The 18,931-nt window shown below is 44.7% G+C and carries 17 protein-coding genes; 11 read left to right on the top strand and 6 right to left on the bottom strand.

Translation table 11 applies throughout. The annotated features are described in order from the left end of the window. Positions 1-9: 9 nt before the first annotated feature. The gene (locus CD004_RS19965) at positions 10-2,046 is read right to left on the bottom strand and encodes a sigma 54-interacting transcriptional regulator (protein WP_102264351.1); all 2,037 of its coding nucleotides are present in this window, start codon (positions 2,044-2,046) and stop codon (positions 10-12) included. A gap of 192 nt (positions 2,047-2,238) precedes the next feature. Between CD004_RS19965 and yfcC the strand changes: the two genes are divergently transcribed. Both yfcC and iadA read left to right on the top strand, forming a co-directional pair. Next, positions 2,239-3,735: a putative basic amino acid antiporter YfcC gene (gene yfcC, locus CD004_RS19960; RefSeq protein WP_102264350.1), complete on the top strand. Its 1,497-nt coding sequence runs from the start codon at positions 2,239-2,241 to the stop codon at positions 3,733-3,735. Between the two features lie 30 nt (positions 3,736-3,765). Next, a complete protein-coding gene (gene iadA / locus CD004_RS19955) occupies positions 3,766-4,935 on the top strand; it encodes a beta-aspartyl-peptidase (protein ID WP_102264349.1) in 1,170 nt (389 codons plus the stop codon). Positions 4,936-6,014: 1,079 nt separating this feature from the next. On the opposite strand, the gene chrA is transcribed toward iadA, so the two are convergent. From chrA to CD004_RS19930, 4 genes are read right to left on the bottom strand one after another with little or no spacing between them, the layout of a single operon-like run. Further along, the gene (gene chrA / locus CD004_RS19945; protein WP_102264347.1) at positions 6,015-7,208 is read right to left on the bottom strand and encodes a chromate efflux transporter; all 1,194 of its coding nucleotides are present in this window, start codon (positions 7,206-7,208) and stop codon (positions 6,015-6,017) included. Then, entirely contained in the window at positions 7,205-7,999 is a 795-nt protein-coding gene (locus CD004_RS19940) for an ABC transporter permease (RefSeq protein WP_102264346.1), read from the bottom strand. Before CD004_RS19940 ends, chrA begins: the two co-directional genes overlap by 4 nt. Further along, positions 7,999-8,634 carry an ABC transporter ATP-binding protein gene (locus CD004_RS19935; RefSeq protein ID WP_102264345.1) on the bottom strand — a complete coding sequence of 212 codons (636 nt, stop codon included), beginning with the start codon at positions 8,632-8,634 and terminating at the stop codon, positions 7,999-8,001. Before CD004_RS19935 ends, CD004_RS19940 begins: the two co-directional genes overlap by 1 nt. Positions 8,635-8,649: 15 nt before the next feature. Then, on the bottom strand, positions 8,650-8,958 hold the full coding sequence (locus CD004_RS19930; RefSeq protein ID WP_102264344.1) for a PadR family transcriptional regulator: 309 nt from the start codon (positions 8,956-8,958) through the stop codon (positions 8,650-8,652). Between the two features lie 267 nt (positions 8,959-9,225). On the opposite strand from CD004_RS19930, the gene CD004_RS19925 reads away from it, so the two are divergent. Beyond that, positions 9,226-10,284: a YncE family protein gene (locus tag CD004_RS19925; protein ID WP_102264343.1), complete on the top strand. Its 1,059-nt coding sequence runs from the start codon at positions 9,226-9,228 to the stop codon at positions 10,282-10,284. Positions 10,285-10,384: 100 nt separating this feature from the next. After that, positions 10,385-11,011 carry an NAD(P)/FAD-dependent oxidoreductase gene (locus CD004_RS19920; protein ID WP_102264342.1) on the top strand — a complete coding sequence of 209 codons (627 nt, stop codon included), beginning with the start codon at positions 10,385-10,387 and terminating at the stop codon, positions 11,009-11,011. A gap of 192 nt (positions 11,012-11,203) precedes the next feature. On the opposite strand, the gene CD004_RS19915 is transcribed toward CD004_RS19920, so the two are convergent. Beyond that, positions 11,204-12,733: a multicopper oxidase family protein gene (locus CD004_RS19915; RefSeq protein WP_233434895.1), complete on the bottom strand. Its 1,530-nt coding sequence runs from the start codon at positions 12,731-12,733 to the stop codon at positions 11,204-11,206. Between the two features lie 208 nt (positions 12,734-12,941). Between CD004_RS19915 and CD004_RS19910 the strand changes: the two genes are divergently transcribed. The 7 genes from CD004_RS19910 (at position 12,942) to CD004_RS19880 (ending at position 18,777) form a co-directional block, all read left to right on the top strand. Continuing rightward, positions 12,942-13,460, top strand: a complete 519-nt coding sequence (locus CD004_RS19910; protein WP_102264341.1) for a hypothetical protein — start codon at positions 12,942-12,944, stop codon at positions 13,458-13,460. A 24-nt stretch (positions 13,461-13,484) separates the two neighbouring features. Next, positions 13,485-14,360 carry a hypothetical protein gene (locus CD004_RS19905; RefSeq protein ID WP_102264340.1) on the top strand — a complete coding sequence of 292 codons (876 nt, stop codon included), beginning with the start codon at positions 13,485-13,487 and terminating at the stop codon, positions 14,358-14,360. Between the two features lie 108 nt (positions 14,361-14,468). Next, positions 14,469-15,875 (top strand): MATE family efflux transporter, encoded by a 1,407-nt coding sequence (locus tag CD004_RS19900; protein WP_404809868.1) that lies wholly within the window; start codon positions 14,469-14,471, stop codon positions 15,873-15,875. 106 nt (positions 15,876-15,981) lie between these two features. After that, positions 15,982-16,464: a hypothetical protein gene (locus tag CD004_RS19895; protein WP_102264339.1), complete on the top strand. Its 483-nt coding sequence runs from the start codon at positions 15,982-15,984 to the stop codon at positions 16,462-16,464. Continuing rightward, positions 16,451-16,966, top strand: a complete 516-nt coding sequence (locus CD004_RS19890; RefSeq protein WP_102264338.1) for a hypothetical protein — start codon at positions 16,451-16,453, stop codon at positions 16,964-16,966. The genes CD004_RS19895 and CD004_RS19890 overlap by 14 nt, the downstream gene beginning before the upstream one ends. A 36-nt stretch (positions 16,967-17,002) precedes the next feature. Further along, positions 17,003-17,851 (top strand): ABC transporter permease subunit, encoded by an 849-nt coding sequence (locus CD004_RS19885; protein WP_102264337.1) that lies wholly within the window; start codon positions 17,003-17,005, stop codon positions 17,849-17,851. Then, positions 17,848-18,777, top strand: coding sequence for a peptide ABC transporter permease (locus tag CD004_RS19880; protein ID WP_102264336.1), 930 nt, complete (start codon positions 17,848-17,850; stop codon positions 18,775-18,777). The genes CD004_RS19885 and CD004_RS19880 overlap by 4 nt, the downstream gene beginning before the upstream one ends. Positions 18,778-18,931: the final 154 nt, after the last annotated feature.

Here is an 18,931-nt window from a genome sequence, read left to right as displayed (position 1 = left end):
GCTGTTTCATTATATGCTAAAACTGTTGTGATGCTGATGTTCCAAAGCTTCCAATCCTTTTTCGGTGATCATCGTTCCGCTCCTGCCTCGTCGGACGACGACAAAGCCTTGTTGTTCTAGTTCTTTTAAACGCAGGCGTATTTGCTGTTCGCTAAGCGGGTTGCTGGTATTTGACATCATGAGACTAAGCTGAGGCCTGCCGGAGCTTTTTCCTGCCAAGTTCAATTCTTTTATGAATTGAAGAAGGGTTCTGTACTCTTCAGCCTTTTTATAACCAGTCAGGTCCGTTTCAGGAAGAGGCCTTTTTTCCTTCTGGTCGACTGGGAGATCTTCAGTGCTAATGATTTCGCCTTCCGAAACAGCAAGCATGTACAGCAAAGTGTTTTTTAGCTCACGGATATTTCCCTTCCAGGGCATTCCTGTCAATTTGGTTATGGCCTCATGTTCGATTTTTGCTTTTGGCTTATGGCTTTCATAGATAAAATGCTGTACCAATAGTGGAATGTCTTCCTTGCGCTCCCTGAGAGGGGGCAAGCTCAGGGAAAGAACCTTCAAGCGGTGGTATAGATCCTCGCGAAACTCGCCTCTTTCAATCATTTCCTTGAGATTCTTGTTCGTGGCCGCGATGATCCGCACATCGACGGGGATGTTCCTGGTGCCGCCAATCCGGCGAATCTCCTGTTCTTGTAACACACGCAAAAGCCTTGCCTGAAGCTTCATGCTGATGTCACCGATTTCGTCGAGGAACAGTGTGCCGCCGTCTGCCTGTTCGAACACTCCTTTTTTGCCCCCTTTTCTTGCGCCTGTAAAAGAGCCTTCTTCGTAACCGAACAATTCACTCTCCAACAGATCTTCTGGCAGTGCGTTGCAGTTTATTGCCAGGTATGGAGCGTCCTTCCGGCTTGATACCATATGCATGGCACCTGCGAAAAGCTCTTTCCCAGTTCCGCTTTCCCCCTGGATCAGGATTGGCAGGTGGGTCCTTGCCAGCTTCCGGGCGATTTTCTTCGTCTCTTTGATTGCTTTGCTTTTGCCGAGGATGTTTTCGAAAGTATGCTTCGCAACATATCCTTTCTTTTGGAGCTCGAGCCTGACTGCTTTCTCCATTTCAATCGTCTCGTCCATGTTTTTGAATGTGACAACAACTGTTTCTTCCTGTGTAATTGGCATGCGGTGGACCATGACATTCGTTTGCCTTACCAGAAATGGATAAGGTACCTCAGCATCAATTTCTTTCAACAAGAAATGCAGAAGATCGGGATTATGGAAAATGTCATTTACCTTCCTGTTCAGGGCTCTTTCTTTCGGTACGCCCGTGATTTTTTCCAGAACATCATTAAAAACCGTGATGCTGCCTTTGGAATCAAGTGCCATGATACCGTCATTCACGCCATCTACTACATGTTTCAGGTACTGGTTTAACTTGGCTTCTTCCTCTTTCAGAAAAGATAGTTTCTGGCTTAATTCAATGATCCTTCTCGTATACCTGTCAGCGACATGAATTCCGAGCGCCTCAGGCAGGCCAAGCCGGTCAACGATTTTCATGATCGTATGAATATCGATCAGCCTGACGCCGAGGTTGATTTTTGTCGTGATTGAATCTGGAATCAGCTCCATTTCCCCGGGGGTGACGGCAATATTGATTTCTTGGGGGTATTTTATGCCTGGAAAGTAGGGATGGTATTGTAAGTGATCTATTCCAAGCGCTTTTAAGGTGTGAATGGAGTCATTGACACTTTCAGGAAAGTCATTAACATAGAGGACACTGGTGCCGGCGGGAAGGCTGAACAGCCTGTCGATATACTGGTGGTTGATGGTCCTGTTGGCGATAATGACCTCACAGTTTTCGCCAATGACATGTTCAACTTCTTCCTCAATCAGGTAGGATGAATAGATAACGATCTTATCAGAAATCCTATCCGGCAAGGTTTCCTCGGACGAATAGCTTTGGATTGATACATAATTCCCTAGTATACTTTCTAGTTGGTCTTCCAGGGCCAACCTTGTTTCCTTTGTTCCTGCTAAAAGAATAAGCTGTTTTTTCATTTTAATTGGTCCTTTTTGGTTTAATTATAAAATTATTATACCATTTAAAAGAACCATATAGAACCAATTTACTATTATGCCCCAGATTGAAAGTGAGCGTTTTCAAAGTTTTTGCGGATTCGTAATTATTGGCACGAAAATTGCAAAAACTTTTAATAAGGAATTATTTTATACAATCAAGGGGGTTTAAGAATGGAAAATAAAGTATGGAAGGTTCCACACACATTTGTCATTGTGTTTTTCGTTGTCATGCTTGTGGCAATCGTGACGTACTTCGTGCCGGTGGGTCAGTTCGAAACGAAGGAAATCACCTATAGTGACAATGGAGAGGAAAAAACGAAGACGGTATTGGATCCTGAGAGCTTTCAGATTGTAAAAGATGAACAGGGAAATCCTGTCCATAAAGGAACAGATTTGTTCGAAGCAGGCGGAGAAGCAGGCTTCCTGAACTTTGTCTTTGAAGGGTTGGTTTCTGGAGATAAATGGGGCTCAGCTGTCGGAGTTGTAGCATTTATCCTGATCATTGGCGGAGCTTTTGGCATCATCATGAGAACAAGGGCGATCGAGGAAGGCATCCTGAATGTCATCGACAAGACAAAGGGCAGAGAAATCCTTATTATCCCGATCATGTTCTTCTTATTCTCACTTGGCGGTGCCGTTTTTGGAATGGGTGAAGAAGCGATCGCATTTGCGATGATTCTCGTGCCATTGATGGTTGCGCTTGGATATGACGCAATTACAGGCGTGATGATCACTTATGTGGCTACACAAATAGGATTCGCAACATCGTGGATGAATCCATTCGGTGTCGCCATCGCGCAGGGAATCTCTGGTGTGCCGGTTTTGTCCGAGTCTCCTTTCCGCATGGCAATGTGGGCCGTTTTCACGCTGCTTGGAATTATCTACACATGGCGTTATGCGGCAAGCATCAAGAAGGATCCTGTAAGGTCGCTTACCTATACAAGTGACGATTATTTCCGCAAGGATATGAAGAACCAGGATTTGAACGTAAAATTCACCTTGGGGCACAGCCTCGTGATATTAACGATTGTGGCTGGAATCGCCTGGATTATCTGGGGAGTTATTGAGCATGCATACTATATTCCAGAAATCGCTTCACAATTTTTCACAATCGGGCTTGTAGCCGGAATCATCGGTGTTATTTTTAAATTGAACAATATGAAGGTCAATGATATTGCCGATGGATTCATTGACGGCGCGAAGGACTTATTGCCAGCCGCTCTTGTTGTCGGAATGGCCAAAGGAATTGTCATCATCCTTGGAGGTGACAGCCCGGATGCACCGTCCGTGCTTAACACAATGCTTTTTGGAGCAGGCCAGGCGATCGGTGATTTGCCGGCATCTGTTTCAGCAGTGTTCATGTATCTATTCCAATCCGTTTTCAATTTCTTCGTCGTATCAGGGTCAGGCCAGGCAGCATTGACTATGCCTTTAATGGCGCCGCTTGCGGATATCGCCGGTGTTTCCCGCCAGGTTGCGGTCCTTGCTTTCCAGTTGGGTGATGGTTTGACAAACATCATCGTTCCGACTTCCGCTGCATTGATTGGAACGCTGGGGGCAGCGCGGATTGACTGGGGAGTATGGGCAAAGTTCATTGGCAAATTCATGCTTCTGTTAGTAGCAGTATCAATTATATTTATTATCATTGCTGTATCCATTGGTTTATAATGGGCAAAAAGATTGCAGGAGGGGACCCTAGTGCTGACGTTAATCAAGAATGGAGACATTTACGCACCAGATTACCTTGGAAAAAAAGATATATTGCTTGTTGATAGTAAAATAGGATTTATCCAGGATGAAATTGAAAATCCTGATGGGTTTGTGGAAGTACAGGTCATTGATGCGACAGGAAAAAAGGTCGTACCGGGATTCATCGATTCCCACGTTCATCTCATCGGAGGGGGCGGGGAAGGCGGGTTTCATACAAGGACTCCGGAGATTCAGCTTACACAGGCTACGACTGCCGGGATAACAACGCTTGTCGGCGTGCTTGGGACGGACGGAACGACTCGGACGATGCCAAGCCTGATTGCCAAAGCACGGGGGCTTGAAGAAGAAGGGATTACCACCTATGTGCAGACAGGGTCCTACCAGGTCCCTGTCAAAACACTGACCGGTAAAATTGAAGACGACATCATTTTAATCGATAAAATCATCGGTGCCGGTGAAATTGCGATTGCCGATCACCGCTCCTCACAGCCGACTGCTGAGGAACTGGCCAAGATCGCATCGGCAGCCCGGATTGGCGGGATGCTTTCCGGTAAAAGCGGTATCGTCAATGTCCATGTCGGTGACAGCCCTGACCATCTGAAAGTGATTGAGCAGGTAATTGAAGAAACGGACATACCGATCCGCCAATTTTACCCGACCCATATGAACCGCAATCCGCACCTATTTGAAGCTGGAATAGAATACGCGAAAAAAGGCGGCTGGATCGATTTTACAACCAGTTCGATTCCGAAGTTTTTGGAAGAAGGCGAAGTGAAGTGCAGCGTCGCCTTGAAACGTATGCTAGAGGCGGGAGTGGATATCGGCCAGATTACCTTCACATCCGATGGACAGGCCAGCCTGCCTGATTTCGATAAGGATGGGGAATTGATCGGCCTACAGATCGGACAGGTTTCCTCATTGTATGAAGCAGTTAAAGAAGCTGTTTTAACGGAGGGGATTCCGCTTGAAACGGCCATCCGTGTGATTACGGCAAACCCTGCCGCAATCCTGAAGCTGAAGCAAAAAGGCCGGATCGAAGCTGGATTAGATGCAGACCTTGTCCTGTTGGATGAGAATCATGAAATAGAAACCGTCATCGCCATGGGGAAGGTTATGGTAGAGAATGGGCGTCCAACTGTAAAAGGGACATTTGAATGAATTGGAGAACCTTGTCTTGTAAGTGGGCAAGGTTCTTTTTATCTGCAAAATGCCTTCTAAACTATGTTAAGTATGCTTGTGTATGAACTTGGTCGATATATCTGGAAAAGTGGTCGATATATTCGAAAATGTGGTCGATATATTTGAAAAATCCGCCGATAAATTCAAAAATGTGGTCGATAAAATCTTATTTTCGCCAATAAACCCACATTACAGGATATCTAAACCGTTCCGTTTTGAGGTGCATATGGCGAAAATGGCACAGTAAATGGCGTGGAAATTGTCCACGCCATTTTTCCTATTGTGCCAGCATTTATAAGCCATTTCATTACAAATTAACACCTGCAAAATGATATTAAATGTCATTGACAATGTTTGTTGTACAAGGGATAATGACGGTCATTTACACTGTCAATTTCATGGCCAGTTCGGAAGTCAATTTAAGGGTTGCATTCTACGAACATTACATTCATGTATAGCCAGTATAACGATGAACATGGAATTTTACTTTATTTTTTTCTTCAACGAACGGAGCAATTAGCGGAAGATTGATCTTTTCTAAAACAAGGGAAGACTTAAACTTAATTGAGTAACAAACAATCCTAGAAATAAGCGGAGAATATCCGGTTAAACTGTAGAGTATAGCTCGGTAAGGGGTAAATAAGCGGAGGTTTTCCGGTTAAGCAAGTGCGAATGCCAATTTTTTATGTTTTTCAAGTAAATAGGCGGAAATCTTCCGTCTATTTAAGCTGTTTTACACGCCATTTTCTAAATAAGGGAAGTTTCTCCGCTTATTTATCAGCCCATGGTAATCCCTTTACCAGGGACCGTTCTTTTATGGTGTGGAATAAACGGTGCTTTGTTGAATAAGAACCATTATATTTGGAATCCGAAAATACATTAAATTAGAAAAATGGCGTGCAAAACTGATGTCAGTTTACAGGCCATTTTTATTGTCATTTAAATGATATCCACCCTAAAACAGAATGGTTTACAGAATATCAGAGGCGGGAATAATTTGTGCTGAATCAATGAAATCTTTTTCAAGCAGCAAAAAACCGGGCAAATGCCCGGTTTTTTTAAAAAATCATATACAAAATCAATCCGCCAACAGCTCCAGTAACAACGACAATCCATGGCGCGAGCTTCCAATACACCAGCATGCTGAACAGCACGGCTGCAAACACGAAATCAATCGGCTCTAGAATGGAACTCGTCCAGATTGGATGGTAAAAGGCTGCAATCAAAATTCCTACTACAGCTGCATTTACCCCCATCAGTGCCCGGCTGATTTTGCTGTTCCGTCTTAAGGCGTCCCAGAATGGAAGTGCACCAAGGATGAGCAGGAATGCCGGTAAAAAGATTGCCGCAGTCGCAATCAGGCCGCCTTGCCAGCCATTGATGACTGCTCCGATATAGGCAGCAAAGGTGAACAAAGGACCAGGTACTGCCTGGGCGGCACCGTATCCAGCAAGGAAGGCTTCTTCGCTCAGCCAGCCTGTTGGCACGAATTCACGCTCCAGTAACGGAAGGACAACATGGCCACCGCCGAAAACGAGCGAACCTGAGCGGTAAAAGCTGTCGAACATCGCGATCCAGTTCAATGAAGTCGCTTCTCGTAAAATCGGCAGGAGGATGAGCAATCCGAAAAACAGTGTTAGGCTGATATATCCCACACCTTTGGAAATTGAGAAACTCATCCTTTTAACATCGCCAGCAGCATGGGACTTGAATAAAACGTATCCTAAAATTCCAGCGACGATAATGACGCCGATTTGTGTGAAAGCAGTCTGCCACAGTAAAGTCACTGCCAGCGCAAATAAAGCAATCGTCTTCCTTGGCAAATCGGGAGTCAGCTTCTGCGCCATCCCTAAAATAGCGTGTGCTACAACAGCGACAGCGACAATCTTGAGGCCGTGAATCCAGCCTGCGTCCCCAATATCAAAACCCTGTAAGATGATTGCAAAAATGATAAGCGCCAAAACAGAAGGCAGCGTAAAACCGAGAAAGGCGAACAGGCCGCCCAACAAACCGCCGCGCATCAAGCCAACGCCTATTCCGACCTGGCTGCTTGCGGGTCCGGGCAGGAACTGGCACAACGCCACTAAATCTGCATAGCTTTCTTCATCCATCCACTTCCTGCGACGGACATATTCCTCATGGAAATAGCCGAGGTGGGCGACAGGCCCGCCAAAGGATGTCAGGCCGAGCCTGGTTGAAACCATCAATATCTCCAGCAGCGACTGGAATGTAACACTTTTTTTCTCTGTCATTTCTTTAACTCCTTCATAACTAATTGAAAACGCTCATTGAAAAAAGATTTATAGGCCATTTGCAAATATAAAATCACGGTCAATGATACGCTCCCGACAATGCCGAGCATAATGGCAATCTGGTATTCTACGGCAACGATGGGGGAAGTTCCGGATAAAATTTGTCCCGTCATTATTCCAGGCAGGAAGATGATTCCCATACCGACCATCGAATTGATCGTTGGCAGCATTGCGGAGTCAAACGCCTCGTTGACGACCTTCCTCGCGGCATCCCTTGGAGCAGCACCAAGCATCAGGGCTCCTTCAATCTCGGCCCTGCGTGATGCGAATCCCGAAATCAAATTATTCACGCCAAGCGAAACCCCAGTCATCGAATTACCGATGATCATCCCGGCAATCGGTATAAAATAGCGTGGCTCATACCATGGAGTGAAATCCAGGACAACCAGAATGAAAAAGAACAAACTCGTCAGAATGCCAATTGCCATTGCATAGGCGATATGTTTTTTCATCCCGATGCCAAGCGGGTGCTTTGTCCGTTTGTAGACATTATAAATCGCAAATACTTGCATGATGGCAATGATCATTAACGTATAAAAGGGATTCGGGTTATCAAAAAGATAGACGAGCAGGTACCCGATCAGGACAAGCTGGAGGGACATTCGCACAGTGGCCAGCAGGATTTCTTTTTCCCGCCGAATCCCACGAACCCTGACAATGACGATCAATATAAGGATGAAGATATATGCAGCAGCAAGCTGCAGAAACGATAAATCCATCACATCATCCATCAGCGCACCCCGCCTTCAATGGAATATTGCGACATGTCAATCGTACTCTCGGCGACAAGCTCGGCAAGTTCCTTCGAATGAGTGATCATGATGACTGTTTTCGAATTCTTTTTTGTATAATCATAAAACCTTGTTAACACAGTACTGGCTGTATCCTCGTCCAGCGCAGAGGTCGGTTCGTCCAGCAAAAACACTTCAGGATCAAGCAGCATGGCCCTTGCCCAGGAAAGGCGCTGCTTTTCTCCTCCGGATAGGTGTTCCGCTTCATCGCTGAGGTTTTTATCCAGCATAAACAGCTTTAAAATCGATTCCATCTCAGGAATTTCAGCTTCTTCTTTTCCGGAAAAAGAAAGGCCGATCTGCAAATTATCTTCAATGCTGCCATCAAAGATGACGGGCGCCTGCGATACCATTACAACTGTCCTTCTAAGCTGCAGCGGACTGATTTCACTGACGAGGATATCTTTATATAAAATCTCCCCTTCGTCAGGACTGGACAGATCATTCAAAAGCCTCAGCAGCGTCGTCTTGCCGCTTCCGCTCGGCCCAAGGATACAGGTGAATTGATTTTCCGGAATCGTCATCTGTTCGATTTGTAAAATACCGTCCACACTGACATTCTTTAATTCAAACATCCCCTATCCCTCCAATCAATCTTTGATCTCCTTGAATAGTTCATACGCTTTCAGTTGAGCTTCCTGAAGCACGCTGTTCCCTTTTTCCGTTGTCCGATAGTATTTACGAATTTTACCCTCGACATTTCTTACTTCTTTTAAAAGTAGCCCGTCAGATTCCATACTGTGCAGAATTGGGTATAGAGTGCCGGCGCTCAAACTGTAGCCATGTTCTTTAAGCTCCTCCAGCATCCACAATCCGAAAATCGGCTGTTCCTTGGCATGGTGCAAAATATGTATTTGGATGAATCCGAGAAAAAGTTTCCTTAGAACTTTATCCTCCATAAAAATTCCTTCTTTCCTTGATATCGAAACCCAATAACGAAACCCGATATTATTTTAACTTATAAAGAAAATTAATCAACTAATTTACCATTATCATTTCCATAGAAAAAATAAAAAGTAAATTTTACTTCAGAATAATGCAGATTTTATCAATTTCAAAAAGTTGTTAAACCTTTCAGATAAATATTTAGTTATGTGATGAACTTAACATTTTCACTAAAACAGGCGGATTATCATGATGGTAGATTTCAAAAAGGAGGGCTCAGGATGAGTCGTTTAAATGTAAAAATAATCAGTGCTGTATTGTCTGTTGGAATAGTGCTTGCGGGATGTGGTTCGGATCCTACTTCTAAGGTGGAAGAAAAGGCAGAAGAAAAGCCGGTTAAACAGGAACAAGTAATAGAAAAATACTATTTTACCGCGAATGAGGGCGGGACAATCAGTAAGGTCAATGTAAAGAACAATAAAGTGACTGATACAATCACGGCTGATGGCGTGGTGCATAATATCCAGCTATCACCTGACGGCAAAGTTGTTGCGGCAACTCTAGTTCCGCACACAGAGGGCGGACACAGCGGTCATGGAGACAAATCACCTGGAAAAGTATTATTCTATGATGCCTATACAAATGAACTTTTAAAAGAAGTAGAAGTAGGGAGCCATCCCGCGCATGTTGTGTATTCAGGGGATGGAAAATACGTATTGGCAACAAACAACGAAGATGACACAGTTTCGGTCATTGACGCCTCTACCTATGAAGTTGTCAAAACGATTTCAACAGGCAATGGCCCCCATGGATTCAGGATTTCGGCGGACAGCAAATTTGCCTATATCGCCAATATGGGTGAGGATACGGTCAGTGCGATTAATCTGGAAACATTTGAAGAAGAAAGTATCAAAACAGGCAATACACCTGTCACAACAGGAGTGACTAAGGACGGGAAGACCCTCGCGGTAACCCTCTTCTCAGAAAACGCACTTGCGATAGTGGACCTGGAAACGAAGCAATTGGTCAAGGTAGAAGTTGGCACAGGCCCGGCGCAGGTATATATTGGACCGGACGATAAATATGCATATGTCGCAAACCAAGGTAGCAAGGAATCACCTTCAAATTCAATGTCAATCGTTGATCTTGAGACCAAGGAGGTTGTCGGTGAAATCATGACAGGGAATGGGGCTCATGGTGTAACGGTAGGAAGTGACGGGAAATTCGCCTATGTAACCAATATGTTTGATAACACGGTCAGCATCATTGATCTTGACAGCAAGCAAGTAAAGACAATTAACGTCGGGGAAATACCTAATGGAATCACGGTGATGGACTAACTGTATTTTTATTTCGAAAAATTCACACATTCTCAACTTTTTCACGGTATGATGGTTATAAATTGATCCGAAGTAAACGGTGAAGGAGGAAGGAATGTAAGTGGAAGCAACAGAAAAGACAATAAAGCTAGCCGTTAATGGCGGCATAAATTTTGGAGCAAAGCTGAATGCCAAACAACTAATCGTTCTGGCGAAATATCTGGAAGATGATCAGGAGCTGGAGCTGACAACATTCCAGCAGCTGTATATTGAAATTCCGGAAAGTCGAAAAGATGAGGCGGTAGCTGAGTTTGAACAGGCCGGGCTAAGCTGTTATCCAGTTGGGAGCTTTGTAAAAAGCCTGCGCACATGCAATTTCTGCAAAGGAGCCGAGGAGGAAGGGATGCCGGTTGCAATCGAACTCAACAAAAGGATTGCCGGCAAACCTGTTCCGTTCACCCTGAAACCAGCCTATACCGGCTGCCCGGTCGGCTGCGGCGAGCCGCTGGTCAACGACATCGGCATTATGAAAGTGAAAGACGGCTACAGCTTATATGCAGGAGGAAAGTCGAAGGGCCAGGACGCCACGGCTGGCAGCTTGCTGTTCGAACAGCTTACTCCGGACGAACTGTATCAGAAGGTTGACAGACTGCTCGAAATCTATAGTGAACACGGGAAAAAGCGGGAGCAAATGCACAAATTCATTAATCGCTTCGGAAAAGACACGTTAATTGATCAATTAAATTAGGTCATAGTAGCATAAAAATTAGCATAGGCCAGAGCCTATGCTTTTTTCATTGAAAAAAACTCCGGTTGCAAAAACCGGAGTTTAAATACGATTTCAGACCAGAGTTTCGTCTATTCTCTGGATTTTGTCCGAAGTCATACCATGTTCAGACAAAGTCCCATCATTTCCTTAAGATTTTGTCCGAAGTCGGATTTATTCCACATTAAACTGTCCCATCATTCCGGCATCTTCATGCTCTAGTATGTGGCAGTGGTACATGAACAATCCTTTATGATCAAATGTTGCGATTGCTCGCACTTTTTCACCTGGTGCGACTAAAATCGTATCTTTCCAGCCGCGTTCGTTCGCAGGCGGGGGATTGCCGTCCCGGTCGAGGATCAGGAACTGGGTGCCGTGGCCGTGGAATGGATGTGCCATTCCCATGTTATTGCCCATCATGCCCATGCCTTCGTTCGAAATCTCCCAAATCTCTGTATCATGGAGTTTAAGTTGTTCGTCTATCCGGTCCATGTCCATCTGTTTGCCATTGATGGTGACATTTCGCCCCATCCCCGACATGACAAACTCTCTTGTCCTAGCAGCCATTGATTCATCCACTTCCGGAATATCAACCAATTGGGTAGGAAGCTCTTTTGGTCCTTTTTCCTCGCCATTTACTACAAACTTCATGAAGGGCATCCCCTGGTCAGTAAGTTCAACACTTTCGCCCTCGTCAAAATCGGAAAAATCAACAATCAATTCGGCCCGCTCCGCCGAACTCAACACCAGGCTATCCATTTTTACCGGTTTTTCAAGCAGGCCGCCATCTGTACCAATCTGGTAAAATTCCTGCCCATTGCTTAAACCGAATTGATAGATTCGCGCATTGGACCCATTCAGCAGCCGGAAGCGGACCTTGCCTTTTGGGACCTTAACATACGGGTTGATGGCTCCATTAACCATGAGTGTGTCTCCCTGAAGTCCCATCATCACATCGTGCATGCTTAAATCATATTCAAACTGTCCATTTTCATCGAGCTGCTTGTCCTGGACGATCAGCGGAATATCATTGACGCCATATTCATCTGGAAGATCAAGCTTCTCGCTTTCTTCATCATCGATTAAAAATAAACCAGCAAGTCCCTTATAAACATGTTCACCGGTTTCATGGAGCAGGTGGGGGTGGTACCATAAGGTTGCAGCGTTTTGTTCAATCGTGAATTCTGGATTCCAGTTAGTACCTGGCTGGATTCCACTATGCGGGCCGCCATCATCCTCGCCATCCACTTCAAGACCGTGCCAGTGAAGCGTTGTAGCTTCATCTAGCTCATTTTTCACCTTAACGGAAACATCGTCACCCTTCTTCACCCGAATGACAGGTCCTAAATAGTCCCCATTGTACCCGAATGTGTCTGTTGCTTTGCCTTCTAAAAATTCCATAGATCCTTTTTGGGCAGCAAGAGTGAATTCTGCCTTGCCAGGATCGGGATTTTCATCTTCAAGAATCGGCGGGATGGGAAGGGGTTTTTCTTCCCCGGCAAAAGAGTCATTTTTCATTTCCTCAACCTGACCGGAGCCTCCGCCCATCATGCCGCCATTGCCCATGCCTCCGCCGTTCACCATCCCTCCGCCTTGGCCGGGCATATTCCCTCCCATGCCTCCGCCCATCATCCTCATGAAAAACCATCCGCCGCTTATGATTAAAACGAGAATGATTATTGCTGCAATTCCAACCTTTTTCACTTTTGGTCCTCCTCTGGTGTTTTTTCTATTTTTCACAACATGCCGTGGTAACATCCTATATACCTTAGCCTGTATTTTATAAGCGTCATTTTTCAATTGCAAACAATAGACACCTTATCAGCTGAATATGCATTTTTTGTGGAGTTTAACCGTTGTTGCAAGTGGTAGAGGTAATTTGAAACTTAAAAAATGAAGGAGGATTATTATTATGTTACTCCCAGCATCAGATTTAGGATTGATTACGACACATTTGCCAGCGCATGACGGCATGATCATGAAGGTGAAGCTTTTGGCAAAAGAAGCTAAAGATGAAAAATTGCTCGAGTTGCTTAACAAGAAAGTTGGGATCATGAGAAGCCATGTCCGCATCATGATGGACATGCTTGAGCCTGATAAAAATGACTTTGCGAAGCTGCCTGGTTTCGATGAAGTGCCGCAAGACGAATTAGAAACGACTACACGGGGATCTCAAAAAATGGACAGGCACATTGCTATGGAGATCAAGGCTTCAACAGAGGCGATGGCTAAGGATAACTTTGTTTCAGCATTGAAAATGAAGGACCCAAAGGTCAAGCAAACACATATTGACATGGCCCTGCAGCAAGTGCAGCTGCTGAACATGATCACTGAATTCCTTAAGGAAAATGAAGCGGACGTAACGCCTCTTGGCACGCCGGATGAACAAAAGAAAGTAGTGAATCATTTCAGCCATATGATGGAAGAATAACTGTACAGATCGGAGGTTGAAAAGATGAATCGTGAACCGGAACATGGCAATAGCCATCACAGCCACTCAGAGCATGAAAACTTAACAGGAGTAAGCAGCGATGCCGGAGATACTGCACATGACACTGGTGCACATAATCAGCACCACAACATGCCCCATGCTGGCCACGCCGGCCATCACGGTAATGGGCAGCTTTCAGGTGAGTTGAATTCTGCAAAAATCAAGGTGGAGTGGACATCAAACCCAGAAACGATTAAAAGCAACCAGGAAACAGACATATACCTTGATATCACAGATGCTTCCGGCAAGGCTGTCGAAGTATTTTCTGCTGTCCATGAAAAAGAAATGCACCTTCTGGCTATTAAAAGGGATTTATCTGTGTTCCAGCATCTCCACCCCGATTACCTTGGCAAGGGCAGGTTCCAGATCAAAACGACTTTCCCGAAAGCAGGGAGGTATAAATTATATGCCGATTTCCTGCCGGAAGGAGCGAATCAGCAGCTCGCATCACATGAGCTTGTGGTTACTGGGCAGGAGTCCAATGAAGTGGTTAATGCCGACAAGGTTTTGAAAAAAAATGTAGATGACCTTGATATCGAACTGATCCTTCCAGAAGCCAGGGTGGATGAACAGATAAAGCTGATTTTCACGCTAAGCGATCAGGCAGGCGAACCTGTTACTGAACTCGAGCCTTATCTTGGATCTGCGGGGCATGTGGTGATCGTTAGCGAGGATATGGAAGAATTCCTTCATGTCCATCCAGCAGACGAGAACACGAAAGGACCAAAAGTAGAGTATATGACAAGTTTCCCTCGCAAAGGGTTATACAAGATTTGGGGACAGTTCAAGTATAAAGGTAAGCTCTATACGGTTCCTTTTGTCATAGAGGTCCAGGAGTAAGCCATACTAAAAAACAATTGCACACTGTAATGGTGTGCTTTTGTTTTAGTTACCCAGTAAAGGAGGTTGGATGTGTTGAAGGATAAAGTCATTGAGGGCAAAGTAAGCATGCCGCAAACGAATAGAGGACGGCTTAAGATTATTACAGTGCTGGCTGTACCGGCAGTTATCGAAAACTTCTTCCAGACAATCCTCGGTTTTGTTGACACCTACTTTGTTTCAAAAATTGGGTTAGCCGAAGTCTCAGCGGTAGGTGTAACCAATGCAGTTCTCGCTATTTATTTTGCTTTGTTCATGGCCATTGGGGTAGCGGCCAATGTAAGGATTGCGAACTTCCTTGGTGCGAACCTGCCGGAAAAAGCCCGGCATATTTCACAGCAATCCATTGTCCTCGCTGCAATTTTTGGTGTTTTAACAGGAATCATTACATTGATTTTTGCGGAACCGCTCCTAAAACTTATGGGTATAGAAGCGGAAGTGCTCGAAGCAGGGGCCCTCTATTTCAGGATTGTCGGGATTCCGTCTATTGTGATGAGCTTTATGTTTGTTTTAAGCGCAATCCTGCGGGGGGCAGGCGACACAAAATCTCCGATGAAGGTCAGTATTGTCATCAATATTATCAATGCTGTTTTGGATTACGTTCTCATCTTTGGGTTCTTGTTTATACCGGAAATGGGCATTGTCGGAGCCGCATTGGCAACGGTATTCTCACGGCTGATCGGGAGCATTGCATTGTTTTACTATGTGAATCGTAAAGAAACGCTTACCTTCCGCAATGATTACTGGAGTATTGACAAGACTCATTTGAAGGAGCTGACAACACTGGGAGCTCCTGCAGCAGGGGAAAGGCTGGTCATGCGAGCGGGGCAAATCGTCTACTTTGGTTTCGTGGTTGCCCTCGGGACGAATGCGTTTGCCGCCCATCAGATTGCTGGCAACATTGAAGTATTTTCTTACATGATTGGCTACGGCTTCGCCACAGCTGCAACCATCCTTGTTGGCCAGCAAATCGGAGCCGGTAACCTGGATGAGGCAAAGCACTATGCCAGATTATCCACTTATCTAACAGTCGGTTCGATGACGGTGCTAGGTGCTCTTCTGTTTTTCCTCGGCGACTGGGCCGGCAGCTTTTTTACAGAAGATCCACAAGTTGTTAACAATATCGGTACAGCACTGAAAATCTCAGGGGTTTTCCAGCCATTCTTAGCCGTATTGATGGTGCTGACAGGCGCATTCCAGGGTGCGAACAACACCAAGTTTCCGATGTACCTGACGGGATTCGGGATGTGGGCTGTACGGACTGTCCTTGTCTATGTCCTTGGAATCAAGCTGGGCTGGGGCCTTGCGGGAGTCTGGATTGCCATTGGCGCTGACATTGCCTTCCGTGCCGTGGTCCTTGCTATCCAGTTCAAGCGCGGTAAATGGATGGCACTCGAAAAAGCGCCAGATCCTGAATCGCACTGCCATCCACAAACTGCAAAAGAAAATATGTCCGCCTGCGCCAATAATTATTGAACAAAAGCATACAGTTCCGGCTGTATGCTTATTTTGATTAAAATGGTTAGTTCGCTTGAAGATGGACAAAGTAAGTGGTGTGAAACTTTATTTAAGGGATGTTCTTATGGCTCTTTCAATTTATATAACGATTACCATTTTACTTCTGCATTTCGCTTATCATGTGCAAAAACCGCTGAACTTTTTGCAAAACGCTCTGGTTTTCATGGTGGTTGCGATCATCACGCGCCAATGCGTGACGGTTTTTGCGTTGGAATGGCATCTTTTTAATATAACTGAGGATGATTGGCTGTTTGTTTGCTTGATTCTATGCCGGGACGTGCTGACACCGATGGTCACGGTGCTTTTTGCTAATTATTATGTGCAAGCAAAATCGCTATTTTATAAAATAGAGGCCTTCTTGATTTCATTGGCAATCATGCTTGCCATGCATGGGCTGGCTTTACAATTCCAAATCCTCACTTATGTTAAGTGGAACTTTTTCTATACGATTTTATTGAATGCCGGCTTCCTGCTCTCGGCATTAGGCGTTTTGAGGCTGGTATCTTTTATACAGACATTGGAGAATCGTCAAAATGAAAGTTTATGATACTGCGTTCAATGAAAATGAATGGTTTGTGGTCATCAGCATCATCGTCATGAACCTGGCTATTTGGTTCGCTCCAAAAATTTTCAGCAAGCTGGAGAGTGTCGGTTATTACATTTTCGGAATCTACATAGGCCTGTTTTACGACCACACCCTTTCGATCAGGCCCTGGGATTATTATGATGTCAACGACAACTCATCCTATCAGTTCATCGATTTCCTGAGCTATATCATGTATGGACCATATGGGTATTTCTTTCTTTATTTTTATGTAAAATGGAACATTCGCGGGCTTAAAATCATTCCCTATATCCTGTTATGGTCGGCGTTCTCGATGCTGCTGGAATGGGTTGGTCTCAAGAGCGGCCTGTTTCATTTTGACAAAGGCTATAAGATGTATTGGTCGTTTCCAATCTACCTGCTTTCGCAGACGATGATTATTGTGTTCTATCACTTATGTACCCGTTATGAAAAAACTGGAAACAATCAAAAAACTCAATTATAATTTTAAGGACTAAGGGTAGAGTTGAGGAGATTTGTCATGGTGATAAAAAGTGCAATTCGGGTCATCACCGTTATTTTGCAGTACATAGCAGGTGTGCTCCTGTTTATAACCATCGGGAGCCTGCCAGTCCTTTTGAGGGATTTGACGTTTGATACGGAGGGTTATTTTCACAGTATAAGGGAATTGGCTTTTAAGATTTTCACCTTAAGTAATCTAACTTACGATGGAAAGCATGAGATGCTGCCGGCGGTGATGGGCCGATTTTTCTATTCGATGAAGACATTGGGCATGGCAATGTTTGTGGCAACAGCGATGGCGTTCCTGCTATCCTACTTGGTCGTGCTCTTTTTTGAAAAGAAAAAGGACTATATTCTAAGCTTCATAGAAATCATTCGTTCCATCCCTGATGTGCTATGGATGTTCCTGCTGCAGGCGGCTGTGATTTGGGTATTTAAAACCTTCGGGGTGAAATTCGTCCAGACGACCTCGCTCGGTAGCGATAACCAGGCTGTCCTGCTTCCACTCATCAGTTTGAGCCTGCCAATTTCTCTTTTTTTGACGCAGATTATCGTCCTTAAAATCTTTGAAGAGCTGGATAAGCAGTACATACTATTAGCCAAAGCAAAAGGGCTGTCCTTTTTTTACATGCTGAATGTCCACGTGGTCCGCAATATCAGCGAGGATTTGAAAGGGCACTTCAAGACGATTGTGTGGATGATGCTCTCAACACTCGTTATGGTCGAATACATATTTAATCTGAATGGTTTGATGCTGTTCAATATCAAGTATGTTTCCGTCGAGCTGTTCGTGTTTAGCTGTATTCTGTTCTTTACGCCATTTTTCCTGATTTATAGACTAATAGATTTTAGAAGGTTATCAATATGATCAGATTGCTGAAAACGAAAAAATTCATATTTGGGGTATCCTTTCTGACAATCCTGCTGACACTGAGTATTTTGAATACCGTTGTGAATGAAGGCAAAATCAGACAAGTCCAGTTCATCTATAATGAAGAAGGAACCCTGGAAAAAGCGCCGCCATATCCGCCGTTTGATGTTTTTCTGTTTGGCTCGGATATGTATGGCTATGATATGCTCCACACCGTGATTGAAGGGGCAAAATATTCAATTGGCATCGTCCTGGTCGTCGCTTTTTTAAGGATGATTTTATCAATTGTCTTGAGTTATTTTCTATTCAGGGTGCCGGACCGGATCTTCAATTTGATAAAAACGGTTTCGGAGCCATTATCCTTTTTCCCGCAGACATTGATTGCCTACTTCCTGCTCGTTTCGGTCGTCATGTATACAATCCACGGCTTCCATCATCCTTTATGGATCAGGGTGGTCTATGAGTTCATCATTCTAGTCCTGATTGCGCTGCCGGCATTGACCGTCCAGCTTATCGAGAAGAAGCGCAGGGTTTGGAAGGAAGAATTCATTAAATCGGCGATTACACTTGGCGGGAGCAAGCGCCATATCTATTTCAAGCATGTCCTTCCGCAATTGTATGAAGAATGGATCTTGATGTTCGGCCAGCAGTTTTTGCAGGTGCTCGCACTGCTCGTGCACCTTGGCGTCTTGCTCATCCTCTTTGGAGGAACGATTACGGGTGAGGGACCACCCTCATCGGTCACACATGAGTGGTCAGGGTTGATTGGTATTAACAAGCGTTTCATGCTTGCTCATGAGTGGATCGTTTATGTGCCGATTCTGTTTTTCGCGTTGACTGCGCTGAGCGTAGCGATGATCAATAAGGCTTTGAGTGACTTTTTCAAACAAAAGGAAATGGTCAGGAACAATAAGGGGATATAGGAATAGCGATTCGCTATAACACTTTCGTACTATTAAAATACCCCGTTGGATGAATAGTCTTCAGGCAATAATTTTGCCATAATAGTGTTCAACAAAACTCTTCGGGAGTTTGGCCCATTCATTGGCTAGTGGTATTCCCATTCGGCCAGTGAGT

Source organism: Mesobacillus jeotgali, assembly GCF_002874535.1.
Taxonomy (GTDB): Bacteria; Bacillota; Bacilli; order Bacillales; family Cytobacillaceae; genus Mesobacillus; species Mesobacillus jeotgali.
This window is presented reverse-complemented; position numbering and strand designations above follow the sequence as displayed.